Origin of the sequence: Sphingomonas sp. MJ1 (PH-R8), assembly GCF_048058635.1 — a bacterium.
GTDB lineage: Bacteria > Pseudomonadota > Alphaproteobacteria > Sphingomonadales > Sphingomonadaceae > Sphingomonas.
Map to the genome: position 1 here is coordinate 129,382 of NZ_JBBEFX010000003.1, position 24,232 is coordinate 153,613.

Genomic DNA, 24,232 nt, shown 5'->3' on the forward strand with positions numbered 1-24,232 from the left:
CCCATGGCCACTGCCGTTACCGCCAACCGCGCCGAGCTGATCGCGATCGCCGATTCGGTCGCGCGCGAGAAGCTGATCGACAAGGGCATCGTCATCGAGGCGATGGAGGACGCGATCCAGCGCGCCGCCCGTGCCCGCTATGGCGCCGAGAACGACATCCGCGCCAAGCTCGACCCCAACACCGGCGACCTGCGCCTGTGGCGCGTGGTCGAGGTGGTCGAGGCCGTCGACGACTATTTCAAGCAGGTCGACGTCACCCAGGCGCAGAAGCTCCAGAAGGGCGCGGTCGTCGGCGACTATATCGTCGATCCGCTCCCCCCGATCGAGTTCGGCCGCATCGCGGCGCAGGCTGCCAAGCAGGTGATCTTCCAGAAGGTCCGCGACGCAGAGCGCGAGCGCCAGTTCGAAGAGTTCAAGGACCGCGTGGGTGAGATCATCACCGGCGTCGTCAAGCGCGTCGAGTTCGGCCACGTCGTGGTCGACCTGGGCCGCGCCGAGGGCGTGATCCGCCGCGACCAGCAGATCCCGCGCGAAGCGGTGCGCGTCGGGGACCGCACCCGCTCGCTGATCCTGAACGTCCGCCGCGAGAACCGCGGGCCGCAGATCTTCCTGTCCCGCGCGCACCCGGACTTCATGAAGAAGCTGTTCGCGCAGGAAGTGCCCGAGATCTACGACGGCATCATCGAGATCAAGGCGGCCGCCCGCGACCCGGGCTCGCGCGCCAAGATCGGCGTCATCAGCCGCGACAGCTCGATCGACCCCGTCGGCGCCTGCGTCGGCATGAAGGGCAGCCGCGTGCAGGCGGTCGTCCAGGAGATGCAGGGCGAGAAGATCGACATCATCCCTTGGTCGGAAGACACCGCGACCTTCGTCGTCAACGCGCTGCAGCCGGCGAACGTCAGCCGCGTCGTGATCGACGAGGAAGAGGATCGCATCGAGGTGGTCGTCCCTGACGATCAGCTGAGCCTCGCGATCGGCCGTCGCGGCCAGAATGTACGACTGGCCAGCCAGCTGACCGCCAAGGCGATCGACATCCTGACCGAGGCCGATGCGTCGGAGAAGCGCCAGAAGGAATTCGTCGAGCGTTCGGCGATGTTCGAGCGCGAACTCGACGTCGACGAGACGCTGGCGCAGCTGCTGGTCGCCGAGGGCTTCGGCGAGCTGGAAGAAGTCGCCTATGTCGAGGTGGACGAGCTTGCCGCGATCGAGGGCTTCGACGAGGACCTCGCCGCCGAGCTCCAGAACCGCGCGCAGGAAGCGCTGGAGCGTCGCGAGGAAGCGAACCGCGAGGCACGCCGTGCCCTGGGCGTCGACGACGCGCTGGCCGAGATGCCGTACCTGACCGAGGCGATGCTGGTCACGCTCGGCAAGGCGGGCATCAAGACGCTGGATGACCTGGCCGACCTCGCCACCGACGAGCTGGTCGAGAAGAAGCGCGCCGAGCCGCGCCGTCGCAACGACGATGCGGCCAAGCGCAGCGAGCCCAAGGGCGGCATCCTGGCCGAGTACGGGCTGTCGGACGAGCAGGGCAACGAGATCATCATGGCCGCGCGTGCGCACTGGTTCGATGACGAGGAAGCGGGCGAGGCTCCGGCCGAAGCGTCCACCGGCGAGGAGGCCGAGGCCTGATGCCGTTCGTCGACATTCGCCTGGCCGGCGCCGCCTCGCGCGAGCAGAAGGCGGCGATTGTCGCCGACGTCACGCGTTCGCTGGTCGAGCGGCTGGGCAAGAACCCGGCCGCCGTCCAGATCAACATCACCGAGCTCTCGACCGAGAACTATGGTGCGGGCGGCCAGCTGATCGCGGATCGCGATGCCGGCACGCCCCAAGCGAGGGAGGACGCGCATGCGGAACCCTCGCAATGATGCCGCTTCGGTAACCCCGCGCGCCTCCGGGCACCGCGGACAGCGTAATCCCGCCACGCCCCGGCCTCCGCGTGAACCGCGCGGACCGGAGCGCAGCTGCATCCTCACTCGCGAGACGGGTGAGCGGGGCGCGCTCGTGCGCCTCGCGCTGTCTCCGGACGGCGAGGTGCTCCCCGACGTCCATGCCAAGGCACCCGGACGCGGTGCCTGGATCGGCGTCGATCGCGCGGCACTGGATGCGGCGATCGCCAAGGGCCGGCTGAAGGGTGCGCTGTCGCGCGCCTTCAAGACGCAGGCGATCACGATTCCCGACGACCTCTCCGACCGAATCGAACAGGCGCTGCAACGCGCCGCGCTCGAACGGCTCGGGCTGGAGGCGCGTTCGGGCAAGCTGGTGTCGGGTGGCGAGCGGATCGTGAAGGCGGCGCGCAGCGGCCAGCTTCACGCGCTCTACCACGCCTCCGACGCGGGTGCCGACGGGGCGGGCAAGCTCGCCCAGGCATGGCGCGTCGGGTCCGATCGCGAAGGCAGTGGCGTCAGGGGATTGGAATTGCCCGTCGGGCGTACCATATTGTCCTTGGCGCTGGGGCGCGAAAATGTGGTACATGTCGGTGTGACCGACAGACCAGCGGCCAGTCGGGTCGGCGAAGCGATCGCCCGATGGCTGCACTTTATCGGACCCGTACCCTCCTCCGTGTCTTGCGAAACCGAATCGCAGGGCGCATCGGCTGCCGGAATCTCGGCCGCCGCACAGACGACGACGAAGCAGGAACTCGAGTAACGCATGAGCGAGACGGACAACGACAAGCCGAAGCTGGGCGCGCGGGCACCGCTGGGGCTGAAGCGCACGGTGGAGACGGGCAAGGTGAAGCAGAGCTTCAGCCATGGCCGCTCCAACACCGTGGTCGTGGAGGTCAAGCGCCGCCGCGTGCTCGGCCGCCCGGGCGAAGAGCAGCAGCAGGGTGCTCCTGCGGCCGCGCCCGCCCAGGAGGCCACGAGCCCGACGCCGGCGCCTGCGCCCGTCGCACCGCGTGCGCCTGCGCCCGCCCCGGCCGTGAACGCCAATGCCGGCCTGTCGCGCCACGAGCTTCAGGCGAAGCTGCTGCGTGAGGCCGAAGAGGCCCGCATGACCGCGCTCGAAGAGGGCCGCCGTCGTGACGAGCGCCTGCGCCAGGAAGCGCAGGAGCAGGAGCAGCGTCGCGCCGAGGAAAGCCGTCGCGCGGCAGAAGCGCCGGCAGCGGCGCCTGCCGAGCCGGCCGCCCCGGCCGTGGAGCCGACGCCCGAGCCCAAGGTCGAAGCCGCCCCCGCACCGGCTCCGGCAGCGCCCGAGGTTTCCGAGCCGGTCGCCGTGGCACCTGCCGCTCCGACTCCCACCCCTGCGCCGACGCCCGCACCGGCCCCCGCGGCCGAAGCGCCGAAGCCGGCTGCGCCTGTCGCTGCCGCGCCGAAGCCGGCCGCTCCTGCCGCCCAGGCACCGCGTCGCCCGGCCGCGCCGCCGCGTCCGGCGCAGCCCGTGACGGTGCAGTTCGACTCGTCGCTGCCGGCGCCGCGTCGCTTCACGCCCGTGCAGCGTCCCGAGATCCCGAAGCCCGAGCCCAAGCCCGCACCGGCTCCCACGCCGACGCCGAGCGCCTCGCCCGCTTCGAACAACGCCTCGCCTGCGAACCGTACGGGCGCCGCCCTCCCGCCGCGTCGCAACGATGCGCCGAGCCGGCCTGCACCGTCGCGCGACCGCAAGGGTGACGATCGCCGCCAGTCGGGCAAGCTCACCGTCACGCGTGCGCTTGGTGATGGCGACGGCGCGCGTGCGCGCTCGCTCGCGGCGCTGAAGCGCGCCCGCGAAAAGGAAAAGCGTCACTACGGCGGCCCGCGCGAGCCGCAGGCCAAGCAGGTCCGTGACGTGCAGGTGCCGGAGGCGATCACCGTTCAGGAACTCGCCAACCGCATGGCCGAGAAGGGCGCCGACCTGGTCAAGGCGCTGTTCAAGATGGGCATGCCCGTCACCATGACGCAGACCATCGACCAGGATACGGCCGAGCTGCTGGTGACCGAGTTCGGCCACAACATCGTCCGCGTGTCCGACGCCGACATCGACCTGGCGCTCGACACGACGGAGGACGCACCCGAGGCGCTCAAGCCGCGTCCGCCGGTGGTGACGATCATGGGCCATGTCGACCACGGCAAGACCTCGCTGCTCGACGCGCTGCGCGGCACCGACGTGGTGCGCGGCGAGGCCGGTGGCATCACCCAGCACATCGGTGCGTATCAGGTGACGCTGAAGGACAAGTCGAAGATCACCTTCCTCGACACGCCGGGCCACGAGGCCTTCACCGAGATGCGTGCGCGCGGTGCCGACGTCACCGACATCGTCGTCCTGGTGGTGGCGGCCGACGACGGGCTGATGCCGCAGACGATCGAGGCGATCAACCACACCAAGGCGTCGGGCAAGCCGATGATCGTGGCGATCAACAAGATCGACAAGCACGAGGCGAACCCGCAGCGGGTGCGCGAGCGTCTGCTCGAGCACAACGTCCAGGTCGAGGAAATGGGCGGCGAGACGCAGGACGTCGAAGTCTCCGCGCTCAAGAAGATCGGTCTCGACACGCTGATCGAGAAGATCCAGCTGCAGGCCGAACTGCTCGAGCTGCGCGCCAACCCCGACCGCCAGGCCGAGGGTGCGGTGATCGAGGCGAAGCTCGACAAGGGCCGCGGCCCGGTCGCGACGATCCTCGTCAACCGCGGCACGCTCAAGGTCGGCGACGTGTTCGTCGTCGGTGCCGAGAGCGGCAAGGTCCGCGCGCTGATCGACGACAAGGGCCGTCAGGTGAAGCAGGCGGGTCCGGCGATGCCGGTCGAGGTGCTGGGCCTGTCGGGCGTGCCGATGGCCGGCGACCTGCTGCAGGTGGTGGAGAACGAGGCGCGTGCCCGCGAAGTCGCGGAATATCGTGCCGGCGTGATCCAGCAGAAGCGCACCACCAACGCGCCCGCGAGCCTGGAGAGCATGTTCTCTGCGCTCAAGGACAAGCAGGCGATCGAATATCCGCTGGTCGTCAAGGCCGACACCCAGGGCACCGTCGAGGCGATCGTGGGTTCGCTCAACAAGATCTCGACCGACGAAATCCGGGTGCGCATCCTGCATTCGGGCGTCGGCGGCATCACCGAGAGCGATGTGACGCTGGCGGGTGCCTCGGGTGCGCCGATCATCGGCTTCAACGTCCGCCCGAACAGCAAGGCGCGCGAGATCGCCGAGCGGAACAAGGTGGCGCTGAAGTATTACGACGTCATCTACGACCTGGTGGACGAGATCCGCGCCGGCATGGCGGGCGAGCTCGGTCCCGAGGCGTTCGAGACGGTCGTGGGCCGCGCCGAGATCCGCGAAGTCTTCTCCGCGGGCAAGACGGGCAAGGCCGCCGGTCTGCTGGTGGTCGAAGGGGTCATTCGCAAGGCGCTCAAGGCGCGCATCACGCGCAACGACGTCATCATCTACCAGGGCGAGATCGCCTCGCTCCGTCGGTTCAAGGACGATGTCGCCGAAGTTCGTGCAGGCCTGGAATGCGGTGTGACGTTCACGCAGAACTTCACCGACATCAAGGCCGGCGACTTCCTTGAAACCTTCGAGGTCGAGCTGCGCGAGCGCACGCTCTGAGTATCCGTGTCACCTCGGCTCCGCGCCGGGGTGACACCCTTTTTCTAAGATTGCACCATGAAGAACGAACCGCAGGAACGCTCCGTCCGCACGCTCCGCGTGGGCGAGCAGGTGCGCCACGTCCTGTCCGAGATCCTGCAGCGCGGCGACGTCCATGACGAGACCCTGGCCAAGCACATGGTGTCCGTGACCGAGGTGCGCATGTCGCCGGACCTGCGCCATGCGACCGTGTTCGTGAAGCCGCTGCTCGGCAAGGACGAGGAGGCGGTGCTGAAGGCGCTGCGCACCAACACCGCCTATCTGCAGCGCGAGGTCGCGCACCGCGTGAAGATGAAGTACGCCGCCAAGCTCAAGTTCCTGGCCGACGACAGCTTCGAGGAAGCAAGCCACATCGACGCGCTGCTGCGTGCGCCTAAGGTGGCGCAGGATCTGGGTGGCGAGACCGACGGCGACGATTGACGCTGCAGCCGGTAAGACGCATCTTACCGACGTGGGCGCGCAAACTACTATGTCCGAAAAGGGCCAGGTCGTCATCCCGAAGGATGTGCGGGATGCGCTTGGGTTTGCCCCGGGGCAGCGGTTCGAGGTGATTCGTACCGGTCGCGGCGTCCTCCTCCAGCCATCCGCTGCGAAGAGCGGCCGGAGCAGCGAAGAACTGCTCCGCGAGATCCGCAAGATCACCGCGGCCTACAAGGGCCCGCCCGTCACGATCGATGAGATGAACGACACTGTCGCCGCCGAATGGGCGAAGAGCGGCACGCGCGGCGAGTGGTGAAGGCGCTCGACACCAATGTCGTGCTGCGCTTGCTGGTCCCGGACGATCCCGATCAGACCCGCCTAGCCGAGGAGCAGATGCAGGGCCCTGTCCTGCTGCCCCTCACGGTGCTGCTGGAGACTGCATGGGTCCTGGGTTCGCGCTACGGCTTCTCTCGCGGACAGATCGTGTCGATCCTCACCCATTTGCTCGACCAGCCGCAACTTACCGCCGAGGCCGTGGATCAGCTGCCCTGGGCGCTGGAGCGCTATGCAGCCGGGGGCAATCTTGCGGATATGCTGCACCTCGTCGCCGCACGGGGAGCCGATGCGTTCGTCACCTTCGATCGCGCGATCGCCAAGTCGGCAGGCCCGAACAGCCTTCTTCCCGTCGAGACCCTCGCCTGATGGCCAAGCTCTATTTCTACTACGCTTCCATGAATGCCGGGAAGTCGACCACCCTGCTGCAGGCGGACTTCAACTATCGGGAGCGGGGGCTCACGACACTGTTGTTCACGGCGGCGCTGGACGACCGGGCGGGCGCGGGGACGATCGGGTCGCGCATCGGCCTGTCGGCGCCGGCCGCGATGTTCGATGCCGCAACCGATCTCTACGCCGCCGTCGCCGCCGAGCCCGCGCCGGTCGGCTGCGTGCTGGTGGACGAGGCCCAGTTCCTCTCGGCGGAGCAGGTGGACCAGCTCGCGCGGGTGGCCGACGAGCTGAACGTGCCGGTGCTCGCCTATGGCCTGCGCACCGACTTCCAGGGCGTGCTGTTCCCGGGCTCGGCGCGGTTGCTCGCGATCGCGGACGCGCTGGTGGAGATCAAGTCGGTGTGCGTGTGCGGGCGCAAGGCGACCATGAACCTGCGCGTCGATGCGGCGGGCCGTGCGGTGCGCGAGGGCGCGCAGACCGAGATCGGCGGCAACGACCGCTACCTCGCACTGTGCCGCAAGCATTTCTGCGAGGCGATGCGCGCGTGATGGCGTTGGGGAATACCCGTTTGTCCTGAGTAGCCATTGAGCGCAGTCGAAATGGCGTATCGAAGGACCGGTCGCGGTGCTTCGATACGGGGCTTCGACAGGCTCAGCCCCTACTCAGCACGAACGGTCGTACCCAAACGCCTCTTGAACCAGCTGGTGTCCGCGTGCGGACTTGCGGCGGGTCCCGTGCATCGCCACTGACACACCCATCATGGACATTGCACAAACCGCTTGGACCATCGCCGTGTGGCTCGTGCCGCTGGTGATCGCCATCGTCTTTCACGAGGTCGCGCATGGCGTGGTCGCCAACTGGCTGGGGGATCCGACCGCGGCCGAGCAGCGGCGGCTGACGTTTAACCCGATCCGCCACGCCGACCCGATCGGCACCGTCGCGCTGCCGCTGGTGCTCGCCGTCTCGGGTACGCCGGTGTTCGGCTGGGCAAAGCCGGTGCCGGTGAATGCCGGGCGCCTGCGCAACCCGCGCTGGCACATGGTGCTGGTGGCGCTCGCCGGACCTGGCATCAACCTGCTGCTGGCGCTTACCGCCGCGCTGCTGATCGCCGTTGTGGCGGCGGTCACCGGCGAGGAGGCGGGGATCGTCAGCCGGTTCGTCGTCAGCAATCTCCTCAACTTCGTGCTGATCAACCTCTTCCTGGCGGTGTTCAATCTGATGCCGGTGCCGCCGTTCGACGGCGGGCACGTGGTGGAGGGGCTGCTGCCGCGCCCGCTCGCCTATCGCTACGCGCAGCTCGGGCGCTTCGGCATGCCGGTGCTGCTGCTCCTCTTGCTGGTGCTGCCGATGCTGTCGCCGCAGCTGAACGTGGTCGAGCGCGTGGTGTCGCCGATCGTGTTCGGACTGGCCGAGGCGTTGCTACGCCTCGTCGGGCTGGGGGGCTGAGATGCACGGCTGGATCTTGCTCGACAAGCCGCTGGGGCTCGGCTCCACGCAAGGGGTGAGCGCGGTCAAGCGCGCGCTGCGCGACGGCGGCTATGGCCGGTTCAAGGTCGGCCACGGCGGCACGCTCGATCCGCTCGCTACCGGGGTGCTGCCGATCGCGCTGGGGGAGGCGACCAAGCTTGCCGGGCGGATGCTCGACAGCGACAAGGTCTACGACTTCACCATCCGCTTTGGCGAGCAGACCGACACGCTCGACCGCGAGGGCGCGGTGATCGCGGAGTCCGACGTGCGCCCCGCCCGCGCCGCGCTGGAGGCGGTGCTGGCGCGCTTCACCGGCCCGATCGCACAGGTGCCGCCCGCCTATTCGGCGCTCAAGGTCGATGGCCAGCGCGCCTATGATCTTGCGCGGGCGGGGGAGGAGGTCGTGCTCAAGAGCCGCGACGTCACCATCCACGCGCTGACGATCGCCGCGGCGGGCGATGGCGCGCTGGAGGAGGCAACCCTCACCGCCCATGTGTCGAAGGGCACCTATATCCGCAGCCTCGCGCGTGACATTGCGCTGGCGCTCGGCAGCGTCGGCCATGTGACGATGCTGCGGCGGGTGAAGGCGGGGCCGTTCGGGCTCGACGCGGCCATTTCGCTGGACAAATTGGCGGAACTCGGTAAGGGCCACGCGCTTGCACAAGCGCTTCTGCCATTGAGGGCAGGGCTGGACGACATCCCGGCTTTTTCCCTCACCCCCGACCAGGCAGGGCGGCTCCGCCAGGGGCAGCAGTTGGTCGGGATCGCCGCTGACGATGGTCAGGCCTTTGCGACGCTGGACGCGGTTCCGGTCGCCCTGGTCGAGGTCCAGCACGGGGTCGCCCGTGTCGTTCGCGGCTTCAACCTCGAATAGAAAGGACGACGATGTCGATCACCCCGGAGCGCAAGGAAGCGCTGATCAACGAACACGCCCGCGAGAGCGGTGACACCGGCAGCCCCGAGGTCCAGGTCGCGATCCTGACCGAGCGGATTTCCAACCTGACCGAGCACTTCAAGACCCACGCGAAGGACAACCATTCGCGCCGCGGTCTGCTGATGCTGGTCAACAAGCGTCGTTCGCTGCTCGACTACCTTCGCAAGAAGGATGCCGAGCGCTACACCGCGCTGATCGCGAAGCTGGGTCTTCGCAAGTAAGGAACGGCGCCCCGCGGGGCGCCGTTTTCTTATCCCCACATTGCCGGGGATATGGCACAAGGGCGCCGCCGCCTTCGGCGGCACCCACGAAATTCCTCCGACGTCTCTCTGCTGAAGCGGAACACGAAGGAGCAAGCAGGACCGGACGCAATCCGGCGATCTGGTCCCGAGCCCTAAGCGGCTCATCCCTGCGGGCGGTGCCCGCAAGCTGCCCCGGACGGCATCGGGCCGCCGGAGTGAAGGAAACGACATGTTCGATATCAAGAAGACCAGCATCGAGTGGGGCGGCAAGACCCTGACGCTCGAGACGGGCCGCGTCGCCCGCCAGGCCGATGGCGCGGTGATCGCGACCCTTGGCGAGACGGTGGTGCTGTGCGCGGTGACCGCCGCGCGTTCGGTGAAGGAAGGCCAGGACTTCTTCCCGCTGACCGTCCACTATCAGGAGAAGTATTCGGCCGCGGGTCGTATCCCGGGCGGCTTTTTCAAGCGCGAGCGCGGTGCGACCGAGAAGGAAACGCTGACCAGCCGCCTGATCGATCGCCCGATCCGCCCGCTGTTCCCGGAGGGCTTCTACAACGAGATCAACGTCATCGCTCAGGTGCTGAGCTATGATGGCGAGAACGAGCCGGACATCGTCGCGATGATCGCCGCGTCCGCTGCCCTCACCATCTCGGGCGTGCCGTTCATGGGCCCGATCGGCGCGGCGCGCGTCGGCTACCAGGATGGCGAGTATATCCTCAACCCGACGCTGGAGCAGACCAAGGCGGGCGAGCTCGACCTGGTCGTCGCCGCAACCCACGACGCGGTGATGATGGTCGAATCCGAAGCCAAGGAGCTTTCGGAAGAGGTCATGCTGGGCGCCGTCGTGTTCGCGCACCAGGAGTCGAAGAAGATCGTCGAGGCGATCATCGATCTGGCCGAGCAGGCTGCCAAGGATCCCTGGGAGCTGACCCCGGTCGCCGACCAGTCCAAGCAGAAGAAGAAGCTGAAGGATCTGATCGGCGCCGATCTGGCCGCCGCCTACAAGCTGACGGGCAAGCAGGACCGCCAGAACGCGATCAACGACGCCCGCACCAAGGCGCGCGAAGCGTTCGCGGACCTGAAGGAAAGCGATCCCGCGCAGTATCTGGGCGTCCTCAAGCTCGTGAAGAAGCTCGAGGCGGACGTGGTGCGCACCGCGATCCTGAAGGAAGGCCGCCGCATCGACGGCCGCGACACCAAGACCGTCCGTCCGATCGAGGCGATGGTGCACTTCCTGCCGCGCACCCACGGCTCGGCGCTGTTCACCCGGGGCGAGACCCAGGCGATCTGCTCGACCACGCTTGGCACCAAGGACGCCGAGCAGATGATCGACGGCCTGAACGGGCTGCACTACGAGCACTTCATGCTGCACTATAACTTCCCGCCCTATTCGGTCGGTGAAGTGGGCCGCTTCGGTGCGCCCGGCCGTCGCGAAGTCGGCCACGGCAAGCTCGCCTGGCGCGCGCTGCACCCGGTGCTGCCGTCGAAGGAGGAGTTCCCCTACACGATCCGCGTCCTGTCCGACATCACCGAGTCCAACGGCTCCTCGTCGATGGCGACGGTGTGCGGCGGTTCGCTGTCGATGATGGACGCGGGCGTGCCGCTCAAGCGTCCGGTGTCGGGCATCGCGATGGGCCTGATCCTGGAGGGCAAGGACTTCGCCGTGATCTCCGACATCCTGGGTGACGAAGATCACCTGGGCGACATGGACTTCAAGGTGGCAGGCACGTCCGAGGGCATCACCAGCCTTCAGATGGACATCAAGATCGCCGGCATCACCGAGGAGATCATGAAGGTCGCGCTGGCACAGGCGAAGGAAGGCCGTGCGCACATCCTGGGTGAGATGAACAAGGCGCTGGGCGAGACCCGCACCGAGCTTTCCGCCCATGCCCCGCGCATCGAGACCTTCACGATCGACAAGTCGAAGATCCGCGACGTCATCGGCACCGGCGGCAAGGTGATCCGCGAGATCGTCGCCACCACCGGCGCCAAGGTCGACATTGACGATGAGGGCGTGATCAAGGTCAGCTCGTCCGACACCGCGCAGATCGAAGCCGCGATCAACTGGATCAAGGGCATCGTCGAAGAGGCCGAGGTCGGCAAGATCTACACCGGCAAGGTCGTCAACATCGTCGACTTCGGTGCGTTCGTGAACTTCATGGGCGGCAAGGACGGCCTCGTCCACGTCTCCGAGATGAAGAACGAGCGCGTCGAGAAGCCGGGCGACGTCGTCACCGAAGGCCAGGAAGTGAAGGTCAAGGTCCTCGAGGTCGACCAGCGCGGCAAGGTGCGCCTGTCGATGCGCGTCGTCGACCAGGAGACCGGCGCCGAGCTGGAGGACACCCGTCCGGCGCGCGAACCGCGCGGCGAGCGTGGGGATCGCGGTCCGCGTGGCGACCGTGGTGACCGTGGCGATCGCGGCCCCCGCCGCGAGGGTGGCGAGCGCGGCGGCGAGCGCCGTCGCGAGCGCGGCCCGCGCCGTGAGCGCAGCGAAGGCGAGAACAAGGGCGGCGAGGACGGCGGCGACATCGGCCTGCCATCGTTCATCACCGACAACTGATCGGTCGCTGAAACCGATCGAAGACGAGGGGCTTGCGGCAACGCGGGCCCCTTTTTCTTGCAGCCCTTCCAATTGCTTGTCCCCTGCGGCCGTGCCATGGAGCGCAGCCGCCCTGGGTGCGGCGGGGGAGCAGCACGCGTGATGCCGAAGGCGGGAAGCCATTTCCTGGAACGCTTGCCGCTCGCCAGCGATCGGCCGGTTCTGGGTGTATCGATCACCCTGGTCCTGGTCGCGGGCGCCTTCGTCCTGCGCTGGTTCGCCGACCCGTTCCTGCCGAGCGGCTTTCCCTATGTCACCTTCTTCCCGGCGGTGATCGTCAGCTCCTTTCTCTTCGGAGTTCGACTGGGGGCCTTGTCCGCGCTGCTGTGCGGGTTGCTCGCCTGGTACTATTTCATCCCGGAGTACCACAGCTTCGACGTTGCGGGGCCGGGCGTGCTCGCCCTCCTCTTCTACGTCTTCGTCGTCGTGACCGACATCGCCCTGGTGCACTGGATGCAGCGTGCCAACCGCAACCTGGCGCGTGAGCGCGAGCTGAGCCGGACGCTCGCGGAAACGCGCGAACTGCTGTTTTCCGAACTCCAGCACCGGGTGTCGAACAATCTGCAGGTCGCGGCGGGGCTGCTGTCGGTCCAGAAGCGGCAGGTGGTCGACATGACCGCCCGCGCAGCGCTGGACGAAGCGGCACGCCGGCTGGCGCTGATCGGCCGGATCAGCCGCCAGCTCTATGACGCCGGCGGCGCTACGCGCAGCATGCGCGAATTCCTGGAGCCGCTGTGCGCGGACGTGGTGGAGGCGAGCGGACGTACGGGCGTGCGCTGTTCGATCAACGTGGCGGAAGACGCGCCGCTCTCCCCGGACGCGGCGATCCCGCTCGCGCTGATCGTTGCCGAGGCGATGGCAAACGCGATCGAGCACGGCTTTCGCGACAAGGAGGGCGGTTGCATCGAGGTGCATCTGGCGCGGCACGGCGCCGACATGGTGAAGGTCGAGGTCCGCGACGACGGCGACGGCCTGCCGGATGGCTTTCGGATCGAGGCGTCCGACAGCCTGGGCCTCAAGATCGCGACGATGCTGGCGAGCCAGCTCAACGGGAAGTTCGATCTGATCCGCGAGCACGGGACGACCGCCCGTCTGCTGCTGCCAGCCTGAGCGAGAGAGCGGGAACCGCGCGTCGGCCCATGCGCTGACTGCGGACACCCCTATCGCGAGGAGCATGCCGTGGACGACGAACGGGTCTGGCAGTTCGAGGAAAGCCTGTGGACGGGAGATGCGGAGCACTACCGCGCCTCCATCGATGACGAGAGCGTGATGGTCGTGCCGGCCAAGCCGTTCGTCGTCACGGGCATGCAGGCGGCAGAGGCGGTATCGGATACGCCGCGGTGGCAGTCGGTTGCCTTTTCCAACCAGCAGATCATGCGCCCGCAGGAAGGGCTGATCGTGATCGGCTATACGGCAGAGGCCAGTCGTGGCGAGGAGCGCTACGTCGCGCACTGCACCTCGACCTATCGCCGGCTGGCGCACGAGGAGTGGCGCGTGGTCCAGCATCAGCAGACGCCGCCGCCGGTTGCGGAGGCCAGGGAAGGCTGAAGGTGGTGAGTGGGGAGCTTCTGTTGCCCGGTGCTCCCCGAACCGCTGGAATCCGCTTCTGTTGCCCGGTGCGGTCCAACCGCGCATTTTAGTCTAACCTTAGGCCGTTAAGCCGTGGGGTTAGGCCGCAATAGCGAGTGCTTCGTTATCGTTGGCACTTGTGTAATGGGCCGTTGCGGTGGTCCCATTCCGAGCGAAAACAGCGCCTTTCAACACACGTCGATCCTGGTTCGGCCCCGTCAGGACCGGCCTGGAAGGCTGGTTCTGGTGGAGCCGCCGGGTACTGCCCCCGGGTCCGCTGCGCCTAGTCTACGCCGCAGTTTATCGCCATATCCGGCCGAAGCCGGCAGAAGCGCATATAGCCACTCGGTTTCGGCAATTAAAGCCTGCCGCGGTCTTTTCATGGCCACAAAGGGCTGGCATGGGCTCCTCCAAGATGTTGACCCAGCGTTCCCGTTATGCGCTGCGCGCAATGTTGTTCCTGGCCGCCCAACCTCCGAGCGTCGCACCCACCCCGATGCACCGGATCGCGACCGGGGCCAATGTCCCGCGCAAGTTCCTCGAACTGATCCTCGCGGATCTGCGCGAGGCGGGGTTCCTGCTGTCCACGCGCGGCAAGGCGGGCGGCTATCGCCTCGCCCGTCCCAGCCACCTGATCTCGCTGGGGGAAATCATCCGCGTGATCGAGGGGCCGCTGGCGCTGGTGCCCTGCGTGAGCCGGACGGCCTATCGTCCCTGCAACGACTGCAAGGACGAGGCGGCCTGTGCGATCCGCATCGCCATGGCGCGGGTGCGGGACGAGACCGCCCGCATCCTCGACGGCACCAGCCTGGCGGACGCGACGGCCGAGGAACTGGCCGCCGCCTGACGCCTCGGCGCCGCCTGGTTTCCGCACCGGACGCGCCGGCGCGGGACGACCCGGCTCAGTCGCGCTTCATCGCCTCCAGCAGCCGCTTCACTTCCTGGGAGCGGCCGCGCGGCAGGATCAGGATGTCCTCGCCGCTCGCGACGACGATCAGGTCCTTGACTCCCACCATGGAGATGCGCGCGCGGTCGCTGCGGACCAGGCAGCCGCTGGTCTCCAGCATCAGCACCTCGGGACCGGCGACATTGTCGTTCTCGTCGCGGGCGCTGATCGCGTGGAGCGCGTCCCAGCTGCCGACGTCGCTCCACCCCATCGCCACCGGGACGACGACGACCTGGGCCGCCTTTTCCATCACGGCATAGTCGATCGACTCCGAAGGCGAGGCGGCAAAGGCTTCGGCCTCGGGATAGACGCGCTTGCCCGCATGCCGGGCGCGGCTCATCGCCGTTTCGGCAGCGACGCGCATTTCGGGCGCATGGGTGCCGAGCGCGCCCAGATACATGTCGGCGCGGAACAGGAAGATGCCGCCGTTCCAGGCGTGGCTGCCATCGGTCAGCATCGCCTCCGCCTTCTCCCGCGCGGGCTTCTCCACAAAACGCTCGACGCGGTGGGCACCGGGCGCGATCTCTTCGCCCACCTTGATCCAGCCATAGCCGGTCTCCGGCGAATCGGGGGCGATGCCGAAGGTGACCAGCCAGCCTTCCGCGACCAGCGGCAGCGCTGCCTCGATCGCGGCGTGGAAGGCGGGCACGTCGGCGATGACGTGGTCGGACGGCATCACCAGCAGCGGGGTGGCGTCCCCGCCGGCCGCCACCGCCGCCAAGGCGATCGCGGGCGCGGTGTTGCGTCCCATCGGCTCCAGCACGAGCGCCTGGGCCGCGGCACCGATCTCGCCGAGCTGGTCCTCGATCTCCTGCGCGTGGGCGGCGTTCGCCACCACGATCGGCGCGCCGAACCGCGGTCCCGACGCCCGGCGCGCGGTCAGCTGGAGCATGGTCTCCTCGGCGGTCAGGCAGAGCAGCTGCTTGGGGCGCTCCCGCGTGGAGATGGGCCACAGCCGTGTCCCGGACCCTCCCGACAGGATGACGGGGACGATCGCGGTTGCGGACTGCATGTGGCGCTTCTCCATGGAAAATGAGATATGCCCCGAAGGATGCGGGGCATTAGACGTCAGGATGACGCAGCGCACAACGCACCGTGGGCGTCTGTGTTCAGCTTTTCTTTGGGTATTGTTGCAAGAGGGAAGGGGTGCCGACCGGGTTCTTACGCCCGGCCAGGAAACCGGGCGTCATGATCAGGCTGTTCAAGCACTACATACCCCATGCCGTGCTGTTGCTCGGGATGCTGGACTTCGCGCTGTTGCTGGTGGCGGCGGAGCTGGGCTGGATCGTGCGCGCCGGGCAGATCGGCATGGTCGCAGAGCCGATCCAGACGCGCATCCCCGAATTGCTGAGCTTCGCCGCGGCACTGGAACTCGCGATGATTGCGGTCGGCGTCTATGGTGCGGAGGCGCTCCAGTCGCTGCGCTTTGCCGCCGCCCGGCTGATCGTCGCCATTGCCCTGGGCGCGATCGCGCTGGCGGCGCTGTTCTTCCTGATCCCCACGATCACCTTCTGGCGCTCCAACCTGCTCTACGCGATGGGGTTCGCCGTCGTCCTGCTGCTGATGCTCCGGATCCTGCTCGGGCGGACGCTTGGAGGCCACGTCTTCAAGCGGCGCGTGGTGGTGCTCGGCGCCGGCCCCCGTGCCGCGCGGCTGAAGGCACTGGCACGCGCGCCGGGCGCTGCCTTTGTCGTGGTCGGCTATGTCGGCATGGGGGACGCGCAGCCGGTGATGCCGGAGGCGATCGGACGCGAGGCGATCAACAACCTGGCCGAGCACGTCGTGCTGCTCAACGCGAGCGAAGTGGTGCTTGCCCTGGAGGAACGGCGCAACGCGCTCCCGCTCAAGGACCTGCTGCGGATCAAGACCACCGGCGTCCACGTCAACGAGCTCTCGACCTTTCTGGAGCGCGAGACCGGGCGCGTCGACCTGGACAGCGTGAACCCGTCCTGGCTGATCTTCTCCGACGGATTCTCGTCGGGCCGGGTGTTTTCCAGCATGTTCAAGCGACTGTTCGACGTGACGGTCAGCCTGCTGCTGCTCGTCCTCGTGATGCCGGTGCTGGTGCTCGCCGTGCTGGCGGTGAAGCTCGACAGCCGGGGACCGGCTTTCTACCGCCAGCGCCGGATCGGCCTCTACGGCCTCGCCTTCGACATCATCAAGCTGCGCTCCATGCGGGTGGATGCGGAGGTCGGCGGCAACGCCGTCTGGGCGGAAAAGGATGATCCGCGCATCACGCGGGTAGGCCGCATCCTGCGCAAGCTGCGGATCGACGAGCTGCCCCAGTGCTGGAGCGTGCTGAAGGGCGACATGAGCTTCGTCGGCCCGCGCCCCGAGCGCCCCCAGTTCGTCGACGATCTCGAGCAGCAGCTTCCCTATTATGCCGAACGGCACATGGTGAAGCCCGGCATCACCGGATGGGCGCAGATCAACTATCCCTATGGCGCCTCGATCGAGGATTCGCGCCAGAAGCTGGAATACGACCTCTACTACGCCAAGAACTACTCGCCCTTCCTGGACCTGCTGATCCTGCTCCAGACGGTGCGGGTGGTGCTCTGGCCCGAGGGCGCGCGCTGAATGCTGCCCGACCTCATCCTGTGGAGCCATGCGCTGGCCGCGCTGCTGTTCGGGATGCTGGCGATCTGGGCGGTGCGCAGCCGCGAGCTGCCGCGCGTGATCCGCGTCAGCTTTGCCGCCGCGCTGGTGCTGACGGCGCTCTGGGCCCTGTCGGTCGCCGGAATCGGCAATGCGGAGCCCGTCACCGTGGTGGTGGAGGGAGTGCGCAACCTTGCCTGGCTGGCCGTCATGCTGGCGATCCACCGCTGGGGCGGTGCGCGCTACCTGACGCTGCCGATCGCCTATGCGGTCGTGGCGCTGGTGGTCGCGTTGCAGGTGGTCCTGCAACTGCTGGCGACCGGGGCGAAGCCGGAAGCCGTGGCCACCGGGCTGATGCGCGCCGCGCTGCTGATGCGCGCCCTGTCGGCAGCGGGGGGGCTGGTGCTGCTCTATGGGTTGAGCACGGGGCTCGGCCGGTCGGGACTGCGGCTGGCGATGACCGCGATCGGGGCGCTGTGGCTGATCGACGTCAACCTCAGTGCGCTCCGCTATCTGACCGGGGACGCCCCGGGCGAGTTCCAGGCGATGCGCGGCCTGGCACTGGCGCTGCTCGCCGCCGTCATCGCGCTAGCCTTCCACCGCAGCGGCGGGCGCGAGTTGCGGGTGTCCCGCACCGCGACGCTGCACTCGCTCTCCGTTCTGGGCCTGGTGGGCTATGTGCTCGTCATGATCGCGGGCAACGCGGCCTTGGCGAGCCTAGGCGGCGACCATGCACGCGTTCTCCAGACGGCGTTCGTCTTCGGGTCGACCGCGGCGCTGCTGACGCTGATGTCGTCGACCTGGCTGCGCGCCTGGGTCCGGGTCAAGCTCACCAAGCACCTGTTCCAGCACCGTTACGACTATCGCGTCGAATGGGCACGCTTCACCGAGACGCTAGGCCGGCCCCAGGGCGGCGCGCCGCTTGCCGAGCGCGTGGTGAAGGCGATCGCGGACCTGACCCAATCCCCGGCGGGCATGCTGCTGATCGCGGGCGAGGAGGGGCTGGAGCGCGCCGCCGGCTGGAACTGGCCGATGGAGGGGCCGACGCCGGGGCCTGCCGCTGCCCTCGCCCGGCATCTGGCGGAAAGCGGACGGGTGCTGGAGCTCGATGCAGTCCGCTCGGGCATCGCCGAGCGGATGGATGCGGAGGCGATTCCCGCCTGGATGCTGGACCTCGCGGATGCCTGGGTGGTCGTGCCGCTGCCGCACCTGGGGCAGCTCGTCGGCGCGATCCTGGTGGCGCGGCCGCCGGTCGACCGAGCGCTCGACTGGGAAGATTTCGACCTGCTCAAGATCGCGGGGCGCCAGGTCGCCAGCTATCTGGCCGAGGCGCGCGCGACCGAAGCCCTGTTGGAGGCGCAGCGCTTCGACGAGTTCAACCGGCGGTTCGCCTTCATCCTGCATGACCTGAAGAACCTGGTCAGTCAGCTGAGCCTGGTGGCGCGCAATGCCGAGCGCCATGCCGACAACCCGGAGTTCCGCGCCGACATGGTGGCGACCTTGCAGGAGTCCGCCGCGCGGATGAACGACCTGCTGGCGCGGCTTGCGCAGCGGCAGCCGGCGGCGGCGGGCACGCCGAGGCCGCTCGACCTGGTGGCGCTGGCGCATGGGATCGCCGAGGCGCGGCGCGCCCAGCATGCGGTGCGCGTGGAGGCCGAGGAACCGGTTCGCGCGATTGCCGATGCGGCGCGGCTGGAACAGCTGCTGGGGCATCTGGTCCAGAATGCCGTGGAGGCGAGCCCGCCAGACATGCCGGTGATGCTGCGCGTGCGCCATGCCGAGGGCATGGCAGCCATCGAGGTCATCGACTGTGGCCAGGGCATGTCGCCGGCATTCGTGCGCGAGCGCCTGTTCAAGCCGTTCGTCTCGTCAAAGGCCGGCGGTTTCGGGATCGGCGCGTTCGAGGCCAGCCAGCTGGCGCAGGCGATGGGCGGACGGGTCGAGGTGACCAGCCGCGAGGGGCAGGGATCGACGTTCCGCGTGCTGCTGCCGCGTGCCCCGCAATCGACCATGGAGGAGGCGGCATGAGCGCCGAGATGCGACGGCTGCTGATCGTCGAGGACGACCTGGGCCTCCAGCGGCAGCTGCGCTGGGCCTATGAGGGCTATGCGATCACGGCGGTGGGCGACCGTGCGGCGGCACTCGCGGCGCTCCGGGCGGAGGAGCCCCAGGTGGTGACGCTCGACCTGGGGTTGCCGCCGGATCCGGACGGCACCAGCGAGGGCTTCGCCACGCTGGAGGCGATGCTGGCGCTGAAGCCGGACACCAAGATCATCGTCGCATCCGGCCACGGCGCCCGCGAAAGCGCGCTCAAGGCGATCGCGATGGGTGCGTTCGATTTCTACTCCAAGCCGATCGACATCGACACGCTGGGGCTGATCGTCGCGCGCGCGTTCCACGTCCATGCGCTGGAGGCGGAGAACCGGCGGCTGGCGGCCCGGATCGAGGGTGAGACGGCGCTGGGCGGCATGCTCACCGCCGCGCCGGAGATGCTGAAGGTCACGCGCACCATCGAGCGGGTGGCGCCGGCCGACGTGTCGGTGCTGCTGCTGGGGGCATCGGGCACGGGCAAGGAACTGCTGGCGCGCGGGCTGCACGACGCGAGCCCGCGCGCGAAGGGCGCGTTCGTCGCGATCAACTGCGCGGCGATTCCGGAGACCCTGCTCGAAAGCGAGCTGTTCGGGCATGAGAAGGGCGCGTTCACCGGCGCGATCAAGACGACCGCGGGCAAGATCGAGGCTGCCCAAGGCGGTACGCTGTTCCTGGACGAGATCGGCGACGTGCCGCTGCCGTTGCAGGTGAAGCTGCTGCGCTTCCTGCAGGAGCGGGTGATCGAGCGGATCGGCGGACGCAAGCCGATCCCGGTGGACACGCGCATCGTCTGCGCGACCCACCAGGACCTGGACGCGATGGTGGCGGACGGGCGCTTCCGCGAGGACCTCTACTATCGCCTCGCAGAGATCGTGGTGCGGATCCCGTCGCTGGCCGAACGGCCGGGGGACGCCGGGCTGCTCGCGCGGCATTTCCTGCGCCGCTATGCGCGCCAGATGAACGCAGGGGTGACCGGCTTTGCACCCGACGCCCTGGCGGCGATCGATGCCTGGAACTGGCCGGGCAACGTGCGCGAGCTGGAGAACCGGGTGAAGCGCGCCGTCATCATGGCGGACGCCAAGCAGGTCACCGCTGCGGACCTGGACCTCGACCATGGCGAGGCCGAGCCGATCAACCTGAAGGCGATCCGCGAAGAGGCGGACCGCCGCGCCATCCGCCATGCGCTGGCGCGGGCCCAGGGCAACATTTCCGGCACCGCGCGGCTGCTGGGGATCAGCCGGCCGACGCTCTATGACCTGATGAAGGCCTATGACTTGCAGCCGTGAGCTTGCCTGACGCCATCGCGCGCGGGTAGCGCGGGCACATGGACGCACAGAACGACACGCTGGCGCGGATCGCCGCTGCGCTCGAACGGCTCGCACCGCCGCCGCCGCCCGCTGCCGATCCGCTCGCTCATCCCGCATACCTGTGGGACGGAACGGTGCTGAAGGCGGCGCGCGCGTTCGATCCGCTGCCGATCGCGCTGCTGTCGGGCATGGAGGCGCAGAAGGCGAGCTTCGTCGCGAACCTCCAGCGGCTGGCCGGCGGCATCGCGGCGCAGGACGTGCTGCTGTGGGGTGCGCGCGGCACCGGCAAGTCGGCGCTGGTGAAGAGCGCCGTCGCCGCCGTGCAGGCCGGAGGCGCGGCGCTGGCACTGATCGAGGTGGTGACGCCGCGACTGGAAACGTTGCCGGCGCTGTTCGCGGCCATTGCCGGCGCGGGGCGGGCGTTTGCGATCTTCCTGGACGATCTCGGCTTCGAGCATCCGGGCGAGGCGCGGGCGCTGCGCTCGCTGCTCCAGGGTGGGGCGGAGGCGCGGCCCGCAAACGCACGGCTGGTGGTGACCTCCAACCGCCGCCACCTGATGCCGCGCGACTTGGCCGAGCAGGCGAGCGCGATCAACCCGCGCGATTCGGTCGACGACAGCCTGGCGCTCGCCGACCGTTTCGGGCTGAGCCTGGGATTCCATGTCGTCGATCAGGACGCTTATCTCGCGATCGTCGCCGGCTATTGCGCGACCCACGACCTGCCGTTCGATCCCACCGATGCGGTGGGCTGGGCGACGCGCCGCGGCAGCCGCTCGGGTCGCATCGCATGGCAGTATGTCACCGACCTGGCGGGCCGGCACAGGCGCGCGTTGTAGCAGCCATGCTCCTGCCTTCGCAGGAGCATGGGGCGATCAGCCCGCCAGCGCCTCGGCTTGCTCGGCGAGTTCCAGCCAGCGTTCCTCGGCCGCATCCTTGTCGGCGCGCGCCTTGGCGACGCTGGCCATCAGCGTGTCGAACTTCTTGGGATCGCGGGCATAGAGGTCCGGGTCGGCCAATGCCGCCTCGTCCCGCGCGATCGCCTGCTCCAGCTTCTCGATCTGGCCGGGCAGCAGGTCGTAGTCCCGCTGGTCCTTGTAGCTGAGCTTGGTCGGCTTGGTCCGCACCTGCTCGGCGGCGGGAGCCGCCTTGGGCTTGCGCTCCACCTTGGGCTTGCGGCGCGCTTCCCAGTCGGCATAGCCGCCGACCACTACGTCGACCGTTCCAGATCCGTCGAGGCCCAGCGTCACCGTCACGGTGCGATCGAGGAAGTCGCGGTCGTGGCTGACGATCAGAACGGTGCCGGCATAGTCGCCGATCACTTCTTGCAGCAGATCGAGCGTTTCCAGGTCGAGGTCGTTGGTTGGCTCGTCGAGGACCAGCAGGTTCGAATGCCGCGCGAACTCGCGGGCCAAGAGCAGCCGCGAGCGCTCGCCGCCGGACAGCGTGCCGATCTTGGCCTCGGCGATGCTGGGGTCGAACAGGAACTCCTTCAAATAGCCGTGGACGTGCTTCTTCACGCCCAGCACCTCGATCCAGTCGCCGCCATCGGCGAGGACGTCGCGCACGCGCTTCTCCGGCGCCATCAGCTTGCGTTGCTGGTCGATGACGATGCCGTCGAGCGTCTTGGCGCGGGTGATCTTGCCCGAATCCGGCTCCAGCTCGCCAGTGAGCATGCGCAGCAGCGTGGTCTTGCCCGCGCCATTGCCGCCGACGATGCCGATGCGGTCGCCGCGCCGCACGCGCAGCGAGAAGTCCTTGATGACGGTGCGGTCGCCGAATGCCTTGGTGACGTGCTCTGCGTCGATCACGACCTTGGTCTTGGTGTCGTCGCTCTCCACCGCGAGCTTGGCAGTGCCCTGCGGCCCCGTCATCGCCGCGCGTTCGGCGCGCATCTTGTGCAGCGCCTCCAGCCGGCCCTGGTTGCGCTTGCGCCGTGCCGTCACGCCGCGGTGGAGCCAATGCTCCTCGATCTTGAGCTTGGCGTCGAGCTTCTCGGCGGCGCGCTGCTCCTCGGCCTGCACCGTCTCCATCCACGCGTCGAAGCCGCCGAAGCCGATCTCGTTGCGGCGGATCGTCCCCCGGTCCAGCCACAGCGTGGAGCGGGTCAGCCGGGTCAGGAAGGTACGGTCGTGGCTTATCGCGACGAAGGCGCCCGAAAAGCGGCCGAGCCATTCCTCCAGCCACTCGATCGCGGACAGGTCGAGGTGGTTGGTCGGCTCGTCGAGCAGCAGCACGTCCGGGTTCATCGCCAGCGCGCGCGCAATGGCCGCGCGGCGCCGCTCGCCGCCGCTGGCGGTTGCTGCCTCGCGCGACAGGTCGATGCCGAGCTGGTCGGCGATCGCCTCCACCTCGTGGGTCGCCGCCGCGTCCTCGCCGTGACAGGCGAAGTCGTGGAGCGTCGCAAAGCCCGAGACGTCGGGATCCTGCTCCAGCAGCACGACGCGCGTGCCGGGTACCACCGTCCGGCGACCCTCGTCGGAATCCAGCGTGCCGGCGATCAGCCGCAGCAGCGTCGACTTGCCTGCGCCGTTGCGGCCGATCAGCGCCAGCCGGTCGCGCTGGCCGATATGGAGGTCCAGGCCGCGGAACAGCCAGCCGGATCCCTGGATCAGGCCGAGGCCTTCGTAGCTCAAGATGGGTGCTGCCATGGGCGGCAGGTAGGCGGCCGCTGCGGACGGGGCAAGTTGCCGCCGTGCAACACTTGCCCGCCCGGCCATATTCATAGGCTATTCAACGCGCTCCCCCTATGCCAACCAGCATGAAGATGTTGGTTCGAGCCGGTCTCTGCGTGTGCGCACTGCTGCCTGTGGCAGCGGATGCTGCGCCCGTGGCCGGCATGCAACGCCATCGGGGCGATCAGGAAGCGGCGATGGAAGGCCGCAAGCAGGGCCGCATCCTGCCCCTGCGCGAGATCGAGCGGCGGGTCACCGGCAAGATCCGCGGCGCACAATATCTGGGCTTCGACTTCGATGCCGGCACTGCCATTTACACGCTCAAGTTCCTGCGCGATGGAGCCGTGATCTGGGTCGATGTCGACGGCCGCACCGGTGAGATCGTTGGCCGGACGGGAAAATAGAGCCTTCGCGAAAGGGTGGAAATGCGCGTTCTGATCGTCGAGGACGAACCGAATCTGGGCCGCCAGCTGCGGGCCACGCTGGAAGGCGCCGGCTATGCCGTGGACCTCGCCACCGATGGCGAGGAGGGGCATTTCCTGGGCTCCACCGAAACCTATGACGCGATCATCCTCGACCTCGGCCTGCCCGAGGTCGACGGGCTGACCGTGCTCGATCGCTGGCGCAAGGAGGGGCGCACCGCACCCGTTCTCGTGCTGACCGCGCGCGACAGCTGGTCCGACAAGGTGGCGGGGCTCGATGCCGGCGCCGACGACTATGTCGCCAAGCCGTTCCAGACCGAGGAACTGATCGCGCGGCTGCGCGCGCTGATCCGCCGCGCGTCCGGCAATGCCTCGGCCGAGCTGATCGCGGGCGACATCCGCCTCGACACGCGCTCGGGCAAGGTCACCAAGGCGGGCGAGCCGGTGAAGCTCACCGCGCAGGAATATAAGCTGCTGAGCTACCTCATCCACCACAAGGGCAAGGTGGTCAGCCGCACCGAACTGATCGAGCATATCTACGACCAGGACTTCGACCGCGATTCGAACACCATCGAGGTGTTCGTGACGCGCATCCGCAAGAAGCTGGGCTCGGACGTGATTACCACCATCCGCGGCCTCGGCTACAGCCTCGACGAGCCGGGCGCGCCTGCGCCGATCGCGTGATGCGGGGC

Annotated in this window: 23 protein-coding genes and 1 other RNA gene; 21 read left to right on the forward strand and 3 right to left on the reverse strand. The window is 68.4% G+C overall.

Annotated elements, in window-relative coordinates:
• Window positions 1-3 precede the first annotated feature (3 nt).
• From nusA to VPH46_RS03850, 14 genes are all read left to right on the forward strand, one after another.
• Entirely contained in the window at window positions 4-1,629 is a 1,626-nt protein-coding gene (nusA, locus tag VPH46_RS03785) for a transcription termination factor NusA (protein ID WP_416609017.1), read from the forward strand.
• Window positions 1,629-1,865 carry a tautomerase family protein gene (locus VPH46_RS03790; RefSeq protein WP_125962114.1) on the forward strand — a complete coding sequence of 79 codons (237 nt, stop codon included), beginning with the start codon at window positions 1,629-1,631 and terminating at the stop codon, window positions 1,863-1,865. The genes nusA and VPH46_RS03790 overlap by 1 nt, the downstream gene beginning before the upstream one ends.
• Window positions 1,846-2,646, forward strand: coding sequence for a DUF448 domain-containing protein (locus VPH46_RS03795; RefSeq protein WP_416609019.1), 801 nt, complete (start codon window positions 1,846-1,848; stop codon window positions 2,644-2,646). Before VPH46_RS03790 ends, VPH46_RS03795 begins: the two co-directional genes overlap by 20 nt.
• 3 nt (window positions 2,647-2,649) lie before the next feature.
• A complete protein-coding gene (gene infB / locus VPH46_RS03800; RefSeq protein WP_416609021.1) occupies window positions 2,650-5,511 on the forward strand; it encodes a translation initiation factor IF-2 in 2,862 nt (953 codons plus the stop codon).
• Window positions 5,512-5,568: 57 nt separating this feature from the next.
• Window positions 5,569-5,970: a 30S ribosome-binding factor RbfA gene (gene rbfA / locus VPH46_RS03805; RefSeq protein ID WP_416609023.1), complete on the forward strand. Its 402-nt coding sequence runs from the start codon at window positions 5,569-5,571 to the stop codon at window positions 5,968-5,970.
• Between the two features lie 49 nt (window positions 5,971-6,019).
• Window positions 6,020-6,286 carry an AbrB/MazE/SpoVT family DNA-binding domain-containing protein gene (locus tag VPH46_RS03810; RefSeq protein WP_416609025.1) on the forward strand — a complete coding sequence of 89 codons (267 nt, stop codon included), beginning with the start codon at window positions 6,020-6,022 and terminating at the stop codon, window positions 6,284-6,286.
• A complete protein-coding gene (locus VPH46_RS03815; protein ID WP_416609027.1) occupies window positions 6,253-6,672 on the forward strand; it encodes a type II toxin-antitoxin system VapC family toxin in 420 nt (139 codons plus the stop codon). The genes VPH46_RS03810 and VPH46_RS03815 overlap by 34 nt, the downstream gene beginning before the upstream one ends.
• Window positions 6,672-7,244, forward strand: a complete 573-nt coding sequence (locus VPH46_RS03820) for a thymidine kinase (protein WP_416609029.1) — start codon at window positions 6,672-6,674, stop codon at window positions 7,242-7,244. The genes VPH46_RS03815 and VPH46_RS03820 overlap by 1 nt, the downstream gene beginning before the upstream one ends.
• Before the next feature lie 211 nt (window positions 7,245-7,455).
• A complete protein-coding gene (locus tag VPH46_RS03825; RefSeq protein WP_416609031.1) occupies window positions 7,456-8,142 on the forward strand; it encodes a site-2 protease family protein in 687 nt (228 codons plus the stop codon).
• A 1-nt stretch (window position 8,143) separates the two neighbouring features.
• Complete coding sequence (gene truB, locus VPH46_RS03830; RefSeq protein ID WP_416609033.1) at window positions 8,144-9,037, forward strand: tRNA pseudouridine(55) synthase TruB; 894 nt, start codon at window positions 8,144-8,146, stop codon at window positions 9,035-9,037.
• A gap of 11 nt (window positions 9,038-9,048) precedes the next feature.
• Entirely contained in the window at window positions 9,049-9,318 is a 270-nt protein-coding gene (gene rpsO, locus VPH46_RS03835; RefSeq protein ID WP_125962122.1) for a 30S ribosomal protein S15, read from the forward strand.
• Between the two features lie 250 nt (window positions 9,319-9,568).
• Window positions 9,569-11,899, forward strand: coding sequence for a polyribonucleotide nucleotidyltransferase (gene pnp, locus VPH46_RS03840; RefSeq protein WP_317893004.1), 2,331 nt, complete (start codon window positions 9,569-9,571; stop codon window positions 11,897-11,899).
• A 141-nt stretch (window positions 11,900-12,040) separates the two neighbouring features.
• Complete coding sequence (locus VPH46_RS03845) at window positions 12,041-13,048, forward strand: sensor histidine kinase (RefSeq protein WP_416609036.1); 1,008 nt, start codon at window positions 12,041-12,043, stop codon at window positions 13,046-13,048.
• A 69-nt stretch (window positions 13,049-13,117) separates the two neighbouring features.
• On the forward strand, window positions 13,118-13,486 hold the full coding sequence (locus tag VPH46_RS03850; protein ID WP_416609038.1) for a DUF4440 domain-containing protein: 369 nt from the start codon (window positions 13,118-13,120) through the stop codon (window positions 13,484-13,486).
• A gap of 8 nt (window positions 13,487-13,494) precedes the next feature.
• On the opposite strand, the gene ssrA is transcribed toward VPH46_RS03850, so the two are convergent.
• Window positions 13,495-13,874, reverse strand: a transfer-messenger RNA (tmRNA) gene (gene ssrA, locus VPH46_RS03855).
• Window positions 13,875-13,922: 48 nt separating this feature from the next.
• Here ssrA and VPH46_RS03860 point away from each other — a divergent pair.
• Entirely contained in the window at window positions 13,923-14,354 is a 432-nt protein-coding gene (locus VPH46_RS03860) for an RrF2 family transcriptional regulator (protein WP_125962126.1), read from the forward strand.
• Window positions 14,355-14,409: 55 nt separating this feature from the next.
• Here VPH46_RS03860 and VPH46_RS03865 read toward each other — a convergent pair whose 3' ends face one another.
• Window positions 14,410-15,465, reverse strand: a complete 1,056-nt coding sequence (locus tag VPH46_RS03865) for a mannose-1-phosphate guanylyltransferase/mannose-6-phosphate isomerase (protein WP_416609040.1) — start codon at window positions 15,463-15,465, stop codon at window positions 14,410-14,412.
• A 176-nt stretch (window positions 15,466-15,641) separates the two neighbouring features.
• Here VPH46_RS03865 and VPH46_RS03870 point away from each other — a divergent pair, with 176 nt between their 5' ends.
• Genes VPH46_RS03870 through VPH46_RS03885 form a run of 4 tightly spaced genes read left to right on the forward strand, consistent with a single transcriptional unit; the run spans window position 15,642 to window position 21,282 of the window.
• Window positions 15,642-17,030 carry a TIGR03013 family XrtA/PEP-CTERM system glycosyltransferase gene (locus tag VPH46_RS03870; RefSeq protein ID WP_416609042.1) on the forward strand — a complete coding sequence of 463 codons (1,389 nt, stop codon included), beginning with the start codon at window positions 15,642-15,644 and terminating at the stop codon, window positions 17,028-17,030.
• Window positions 17,031-19,076: an XrtA/PEP-CTERM system histidine kinase PrsK gene (gene prsK, locus VPH46_RS03875; protein WP_416609044.1), complete on the forward strand. Its 2,046-nt coding sequence runs from the start codon at window positions 17,031-17,033 to the stop codon at window positions 19,074-19,076.
• Window positions 19,073-20,425, forward strand: a complete 1,353-nt coding sequence (prsR, locus tag VPH46_RS03880) for a PEP-CTERM-box response regulator transcription factor (RefSeq protein WP_416609046.1) — start codon at window positions 19,073-19,075, stop codon at window positions 20,423-20,425. Before prsK ends, prsR begins: the two co-directional genes overlap by 4 nt.
• A gap of 38 nt (window positions 20,426-20,463) precedes the next feature.
• Complete coding sequence (locus VPH46_RS03885; protein WP_416609048.1) at window positions 20,464-21,282, forward strand: DUF815 domain-containing protein; 819 nt, start codon at window positions 20,464-20,466, stop codon at window positions 21,280-21,282.
• Between the two features lie 36 nt (window positions 21,283-21,318).
• On the opposite strand, the gene VPH46_RS03890 is transcribed toward VPH46_RS03885, so the two are convergent.
• Window positions 21,319-23,094 carry an ABC-F family ATP-binding cassette domain-containing protein gene (locus tag VPH46_RS03890; RefSeq protein ID WP_416609050.1) on the reverse strand — a complete coding sequence of 592 codons (1,776 nt, stop codon included), beginning with the start codon at window positions 23,092-23,094 and terminating at the stop codon, window positions 21,319-21,321.
• Window positions 23,095-23,282: 188 nt separating this feature from the next.
• Between VPH46_RS03890 and VPH46_RS03895 the strand changes: the two genes are divergently transcribed.
• Window positions 23,283-23,522 (forward strand): hypothetical protein, encoded by a 240-nt coding sequence (locus tag VPH46_RS03895; RefSeq protein ID WP_239433905.1) that lies wholly within the window; start codon window positions 23,283-23,285, stop codon window positions 23,520-23,522.
• Between the two features lie 21 nt (window positions 23,523-23,543).
• Window positions 23,544-24,224: a response regulator transcription factor gene (locus tag VPH46_RS03900; protein ID WP_132882887.1), complete on the forward strand. Its 681-nt coding sequence runs from the start codon at window positions 23,544-23,546 to the stop codon at window positions 24,222-24,224.
• Window positions 24,225-24,232: the final 8 nt, after the last annotated feature.